The 6,098-nt window shown below is 50.3% G+C and carries 10 protein-coding genes and 1 tRNA gene; 3 read left to right on the top strand and 8 right to left on the bottom strand.

Annotated features, from left to right (window positions below):
• A partial coding sequence (locus Q0N43_RS03110; RefSeq protein WP_295442346.1) for a hypothetical protein occupies positions 1-563 on the top strand: 563 nt, incomplete at its 5' end.
• Between the two features lie 27 nt (positions 564-590).
• Positions 591-869 (top strand): hypothetical protein, encoded by a 279-nt coding sequence (locus Q0N43_RS03105; RefSeq protein WP_295442343.1) that lies wholly within the window; start codon positions 591-593, stop codon positions 867-869.
• Between the two features lie 48 nt (positions 870-917).
• On the opposite strand, the gene Q0N43_RS03100 is transcribed toward Q0N43_RS03105, so the two are convergent.
• Both Q0N43_RS03100 and Q0N43_RS03095 read right to left on the bottom strand, forming a co-directional pair.
• A complete protein-coding gene (locus tag Q0N43_RS03100) occupies positions 918-1,262 on the bottom strand; it encodes a hypothetical protein (protein WP_295442341.1) in 345 nt (114 codons plus the stop codon).
• A complete protein-coding gene (locus tag Q0N43_RS03095) occupies positions 1,259-1,687 on the bottom strand; it encodes a hypothetical protein (protein ID WP_295442338.1) in 429 nt (142 codons plus the stop codon). The genes Q0N43_RS03100 and Q0N43_RS03095 overlap by 4 nt, the downstream gene beginning before the upstream one ends.
• 55 nt (positions 1,688-1,742) lie before the next feature.
• Here Q0N43_RS03095 and Q0N43_RS03090 point away from each other — a divergent pair, with 55 nt between their 5' ends.
• Complete coding sequence (locus Q0N43_RS03090) at positions 1,743-2,279, top strand: hypothetical protein (RefSeq protein WP_295442335.1); 537 nt, start codon at positions 1,743-1,745, stop codon at positions 2,277-2,279.
• Positions 2,280-2,390: 111 nt separating this feature from the next.
• Here the strand turns inward: Q0N43_RS03090 and Q0N43_RS03085 are convergent, their stop codons facing one another.
• From Q0N43_RS03085 to Q0N43_RS03060, 6 genes are all read right to left on the bottom strand, one after another.
• Positions 2,391-2,765, bottom strand: coding sequence for a hypothetical protein (locus tag Q0N43_RS03085; protein ID WP_295442332.1), 375 nt, complete (start codon positions 2,763-2,765; stop codon positions 2,391-2,393).
• Between the two features lie 66 nt (positions 2,766-2,831).
• Positions 2,832-4,067 (bottom strand): hypothetical protein, encoded by a 1,236-nt coding sequence (locus Q0N43_RS03080; protein ID WP_295442329.1) that lies wholly within the window; start codon positions 4,065-4,067, stop codon positions 2,832-2,834.
• A 163-nt stretch (positions 4,068-4,230) separates the two neighbouring features.
• Positions 4,231-4,305, bottom strand: a tRNA-Phe gene (locus Q0N43_RS03075).
• A 67-nt stretch (positions 4,306-4,372) separates the two neighbouring features.
• Complete coding sequence (gene yacG / locus Q0N43_RS03070) at positions 4,373-4,552, bottom strand: DNA gyrase inhibitor YacG (RefSeq protein ID WP_295442326.1); 180 nt, start codon at positions 4,550-4,552, stop codon at positions 4,373-4,375.
• Entirely contained in the window at positions 4,536-5,525 is a 990-nt protein-coding gene (locus tag Q0N43_RS03065) for a ribonuclease E/G (RefSeq protein ID WP_295442323.1), read from the bottom strand. Before Q0N43_RS03065 ends, yacG begins: the two co-directional genes overlap by 17 nt.
• Positions 5,518-6,093 carry a nucleoside triphosphate pyrophosphatase gene (locus Q0N43_RS03060; RefSeq protein ID WP_295442363.1) on the bottom strand — a complete coding sequence of 192 codons (576 nt, stop codon included), beginning with the start codon at positions 6,091-6,093 and terminating at the stop codon, positions 5,518-5,520. The genes Q0N43_RS03065 and Q0N43_RS03060 overlap by 8 nt, the downstream gene beginning before the upstream one ends.
• Between the last annotated feature and the right edge of the window lie 5 nt (positions 6,094-6,098).

Raw genomic sequence — 6,098 nt, 5'->3', positions numbered from 1 at the left:
ATGGGGTGCAGGGCAACATAGACACGAACCGTTGGATTGCGAGTGAACCTGAAGATTTAGATGCTGAGCTTAAGGCTAATGGCGAGGGTCGGTTGTCGATTTTTCAGTCTGTTCGATTTTACTGCGCTCTTGCTGGCTTGAAGAATAATAAAGGTCGTATTTCTTATCTACTTAGCAGCAGCGACATTGCAGAACGGTCTGCTTCTTACCGTTGTGGGAAGTTTTCAGCATGGAAAGTTTGGTGGTCACTGCGCAAGGACGGTATGTTCGCTTTTGGTCAATTTTTGAATAACGACGACATATGGCAGAGCAGAATCAAAATAAAAATTATTGATCGATACTACATGAATAATGCCACGGATTTGCTGGAATGCGAATTCGATTATGGAGAAATTTTCGAAAAAAGAATGCGAGAAGCCCCGCATAATTTTTCCAAATCCGATTTGGATATTTATGAAAAAAAGAATATTTCTAGTGCGGATCAAAAACTCGAAAAAATCAATAAAATCATGAGTATGATTTTGATCGTGCTTGCCGTAATTTTATATCAAACTTTTCGTTGAAATTTCAGGCTTTGGGGGAACGAAAAAATGGGACCAAATTCTAGAGCTTTGATCGGGGTTGGTGTGGCGTTTACGTTTCTGCTGTGCAGTTGCGCTCAGGAGTCCGCAGATAAATCTGAATTCACCGATGCCCAACGAGATGAAATAACTGATATCGCAGGCGATGCAGCAGGAGATGCAGCAGGAGATGCGATCGCTGACGATGAAAAAATTCTAGAGCTAGAACAAAGCATCGAGGAGAAGGACCAAAAAATTCAAGAAATTGAGGGGCGAATTTATGAGATCGAGCGGCGTTTAGAAATGTAAGAGAAAGATTGCGGTTCTGCGACATTCTATCGGCATCTTTGCCCTTCTTTATACCCCTAGAAAGCTAGAGAAATCCTCCAGCACCACATCCGTTGAACGGCATTGAGCAAGCTGCGAATTTGTCACACCCAATATCCGCTCAGCTTCCTCTGACAACGCCACTGATGGTTTCGCCCACTCCTCAAACTCGTCCTCTTCGTCCCAACGATTTACAGCGTAGTAGTGAATTATCTCACCCTTCTCTGGTGTCAGTGCGCTCGTCTCAAGCTGTATGATTAAGTCACGCTTTAAGCCACGAGTGCCAGCGAGATAAAGCTCAAGCCCGCCTTGCATATAGAGTTCAAACAGACTGTCGTGGAGCCGCCTTTGGCTTTGGATTAGCTTATCGCTCATCGTGTTATAGCCTGTGCAGCCTTGCGAAACTCAACCTCATCATTCTGAGCGCCATAGACATATCCACGCAGCTTTTGTTGCCGGTCAGTTGGCGATGGCTCAGCTTTCTGTCTCTGCGGCAATTGTCTGCTCCGCTCCTGTGAACGGTCCTCTGAATCGTTTTGTGATTGTGGGGTGTCAGCAGTGCTTGGGTCTTGCTTAGGCTGCTTCTGGGCTTTCTGAGGAGCAGGCTTCGGTGGCTTTGCTTTGCTGCTTGAGCGACACTGTTTCGCAAGTGCCGTGTTTCTCTCAGCCAATTTCCCTGACAGCTCCCCTGCTACAGACAGAAACAGATCAATGTCCTGCTTGATTATCGGGCTTTCTTCTTCTGATGATAGCTCAATCACCGTAGCAATCCAGCGTTTCAATTCTTCTCGTGCATCCATATTTTAAACTCCGTTACGAGTGTATTTATGAGTTGGCACAGCGAAGGAGGTGACTGTGAAAATTGCTCAAGCTAAGCAGAGGGCGCTGCAGCTATTTCAGAAAGACCACTATCAGGAGCTTTTTGAGTTGCTCTATGATGAAGTTCACGAGGACTATGGTCCTTGGTGCAAGGAGAATGACGATCCCATTTGGGATGTAGCTCTTACAATCGGCGATAGAAGTCTGGAATTTCAACTCCCTTTTGGAGATCGTGAGGCTTCCGTATCCTTGACAAGCTTTGAGATTGCTGGACATTCAGCCAGCTTGGGATACGCTTTCTTCCAACAAGATTACACGCACATCAATCTCGCTGTCGGCATGATGCAGGGCGAAGTCGTGATTGTTTACGAACATAACTTTTATGATGAGATGAACCCTATCGGTTTACATGGAAACAGTGATTTGCTGGATATTCATGAATATCACCACCGAGACGACTTCTACGCCATGCTTGATGCCTATCGTGAGCTACTAAAACTTAGGAAAGCGCAGAGTGATGAGATGACCGACGCAAAGCTTCAGGAGCGATATCGGGACAAGTTTACCTTTTAAACAGCACCCCATCGCAAACGAATTTCGTTATTATTTGCGTCCATTTTCACACTCCGTGATGAGTGCATTTATCACGAACAACTAGCGGGATAGGGAAAAAACTGACGGCAGCTAGCAAACAAGGCGCTGTGGAATACGGTATTCCTCAACGACGAAGTCACCTGCAGCATTCTTTCGCGCGATGAGAGAGACCAGACACCCCTTGCTTTCATAGACCATTGCTGGTGTCCCCACAGTATTAACCGCATAGGCACCTCCGCCAATTGGCGCCACTGTAGTTTGAGAGGAACCAGGCAGAACGCCAGAACTACCACCCCAGTAAAATTGAAAAGCTCTGCGTCCGTCAGGTAGATCAAAAACATTGGCTGGCTGTCCATAAGCTAGATACGCTTCTGAAATTGAGCTTCCTACATAACGCTTCATTGCGGTGGACGCGCAGCCCGTTAGAGCTAAAGCCGCGACGATTAAAACTGCAAAACGAACCATTAACTGCCCTCCAAGTAACCTACGAGTCAGAGCTTATAGATAAACAGGTCCAATGAACACATGGATTTACCAGTCTTCGTCATTCGGCATTTCTGACTTTGTAACACTGCCATCTTCTGCCTTTCTGGTATGTAGCTCGTAACGAGGACCAGTCAGCATTTCCTTCTTCAAACGCGGCGTGAGATGGCTGTAATGATCTTCTATCATCTTGATACTCGTGCCCATTTGTTTCGCCAAAGTGTGTATTTCCATACCATCCGTTGTCAGTGCAAATGTCGCATAGGTATGGCGAAAGCTATAAAGCGTTCGGTTCTGCCCCGTGCGTGAACACACGAGCAAACCCTTCGCTTTCAGAAATGCTTTGAATGTCTGCCTAAGGTTCTTCGTGACCGTACCATCTGACAATCTGAACACTGGCTTGTTGAGCTTAGCTTTCAGCAAAGCCTCAAACGACATATGGTTTATGTCCTCACACCTTGCGTGAATTCGTTTGAGAAAACCGAGTGTGTTGGCACGGCAGATAATGTCTCGCCTGCCCGTTTTTCCATCAATAGATAGTTCAAGGAACTGCTTACCGTTCTCTTGAAAAACATGGACATGCTGCCACAATAAATTGTCGGCTTCTGTCCCTTCACGAATGCCTGTGTTTGCCAAGATGAGTACATAATCACGAAGCAGAAGACGCATTTCACGAGACTTTCCATCTCGTGCATGTTCAATCCAACTTGGTAAACCGCGTATCAGCGAACGGTACTCTTCCAATGTGAAGTCTGGTCTGCGTTCACTGTCTAACCCATTGTTCTTGAGTAGCGGCTTGTGACTGGCTGACAGAAACCCACGCACAATCGCTTCGTCAAACACACGGTTAAGTGCGCTGTTATGCGTGTTTAGTGTGCTTGCTTTTGGTTCACGCCCCATCTTTGCTACACGCCAGCGATCAAAGTCTCTGAGCGTTTCGTAATTGATGTTCTCAACCAGCATTCTGCCGAAAAATGGTATCAGATAGCGTTCAATGACGATGATATAATCAAGGTAAGTTTTCTTACCTACATCTGCTGCCAGTGCCTTGTTCATCTCCAGAATCGCAAGACGAGCCACATCACCGAAACGCTTGGAAACCACAGGAAGCTGATGCTTCTGGCGAAACTGATATTCCATCATCAGTTTCTTGGCTTCAACCTTAGCTTCTTCAAGGTCCTTATGCTTCGCACTTACACGAACCCAGTGCCCATCAATGTTGAAGGTTGCTTGCCAAACACGGCTTCTAGCCCGCTTGTACAGCTTGATGTCACCATCGTTCACAAGAACAGTTTCTGGGCTAAGAACAGGCATTCAAAACACTCGGTTAAACCTAGTGTTTATGTGCCCCCAGATTGCGATTGCGTCTACACCAAAGTGTGTGACGGGTGTGCTACGCAAGCTGACACCATTGCCAAAAAATAAGTTGCTGTATTTATTGGGAAAATGGTGCCCGAGGGCGGATTTGAACCACCGACACGCGGATTTTCAATCCGCTGCTCTACCCCTGAGCTACTCGGGCTACGCGGCGAAAACCGCGTGGGAGCGCAGCCTATAGAGAGGCGATGCGCCCCTTGGCAAGCGCAAAATCAGTCGCCGCCGTCGGAACCGATGCTATCTTCATAGTCGGCCAGCGGCCCCGGCACGCGATAGCCTTCGTCCAACCATTTCAACAGGTCGCGATCCTTGCACCCCTGACTACAAAAAGGCTTGGATTCCGCCACTACCGGCTTTCCACAAAGTGGACATACATTAGCTTTGCGCGACATGGACATGGCCATAGCCTGCGGCCTTTTCATCTGCAACCACCTGCATATCCGCGCCCGCAAGACGGACAGCCTGCGCCCGCCATGTCGCCCATCGTTCGGACTGCAGCAATGTTGCAACCTCCGGCCGTGTCGTTACGGTGCGCGCGCCAAAGCCCGATGACTGCGCAACCGCGCGCAACAGCCAATAAGCCTGTGTCTCGTCCGACAGCGCAGCGATACGTGTACCGAACAGTTGGTCGAGGACCGACGGCCTTGGCCGGGCACGCACGACTTGCATCATGCCATAGCCGTTAATGGCGGTGCGCTCAAAGGATCGCAGGTCCAGCACGGATGCGGCATCAAAAGCTTCGGCAATCTGCGTGCGCTGCGCCTTGGACACCATCGACGCAAAATCGATTAGGACCATCGCACCGACTTGGTACAGGCGGAGCAGGCGCGCAATTTCGGTCGCTGCGACCATATTGATGGCGAACGGATCACCGATACCGTCAATGTCAAACACCAACCCAGCCTTGGTGCGTTGAAAGCTTATGGTAACATCGCCGAGTTGTGACTGGCCAGCGATGGCGACGTCAAAGCGCTCGGCGATTGACGCGTTGATCGCAGATTGACCAAGAGACGCCAAACGCGCGTCCCACAGGGCATCTTTGTCAATGAGGGGGTGGCGCGCGCTATCGCGCAATACAATCTCTGGCGGCTTGGTACGGCCCGGCTCGGATATCGCTTCACGTGTCACTTCAAACATCACCCGCGCGCCTTCCAGCGCGTTGGTTTTGCCGCGCTGCAAAAGCGTGCTTCCATCGTCGGCCACGACATACGCGCCCGACGGCGTTTTTCGGTCAATGCGGCCAGCGCCACATTCGCCCAAGGCCCATAAAGCATCGCGCTGGATATGAATTTCAACGATGTTTCCGTTTTCAACAACGGCCGCGCGGCGCTCACCCGGCGCATCATCGCGCCATATGTCAGTCAAGCGTATAACCCGATGCACGCAACAGCGCGCGTGTTTCATATAAGGGTAAACCAATCACGCCCGAATGGCTGCCCGCCATCCAATCGATCAACGCCTCTGCCCTGCCCTGAATGGCATAGCCGCCGGCCTTACCAAGCCCTTCGCCGCTATCGATATAGCTTTCGATTTCGTCTGCCGACAGACGTTTGAAACGGACGATGCTGTCGCAAATGCGGCTGCGCATCCGGCCATTGCCGTCAATGACCGCAACCGCGCTCAGGACATGATGGCGGCGGCCGCTGAGGAGGTTCAGGAACTCGCGTTGCATGTCGGCATCGGCAGCTTGCGGCAATATCCTGCGGCCAACGGCGACCGTGGTATCGCCTGCGACCACAATCTCGCCAGCGTCACGTGGCACGGCAACCACCTTCTCCTCAGCCATGCGCAGCGCATAGACACGCGGGACCTCTCCCTTGCGGGGTGTTTCGTCAATATCTGGTGAGGCGATACGCGCAGGCGCGATGCCCAACCGCGCGAGAAGGTCAAAGCGACGTGGGCTTGATGAGGCCAATATGAGCGTGGGGTTCAGACCCA

Source organism: Sphingorhabdus sp. EL138 (genome assembly GCF_945882965.1).
Taxonomy (GTDB): Bacteria; Pseudomonadota; Alphaproteobacteria; order Sphingomonadales; family Sphingomonadaceae; genus Sphingorhabdus_B.
Note: the sequence above shows the minus strand (reverse complement) of the source record. Positions and strands in the feature narration are given on the sequence as shown.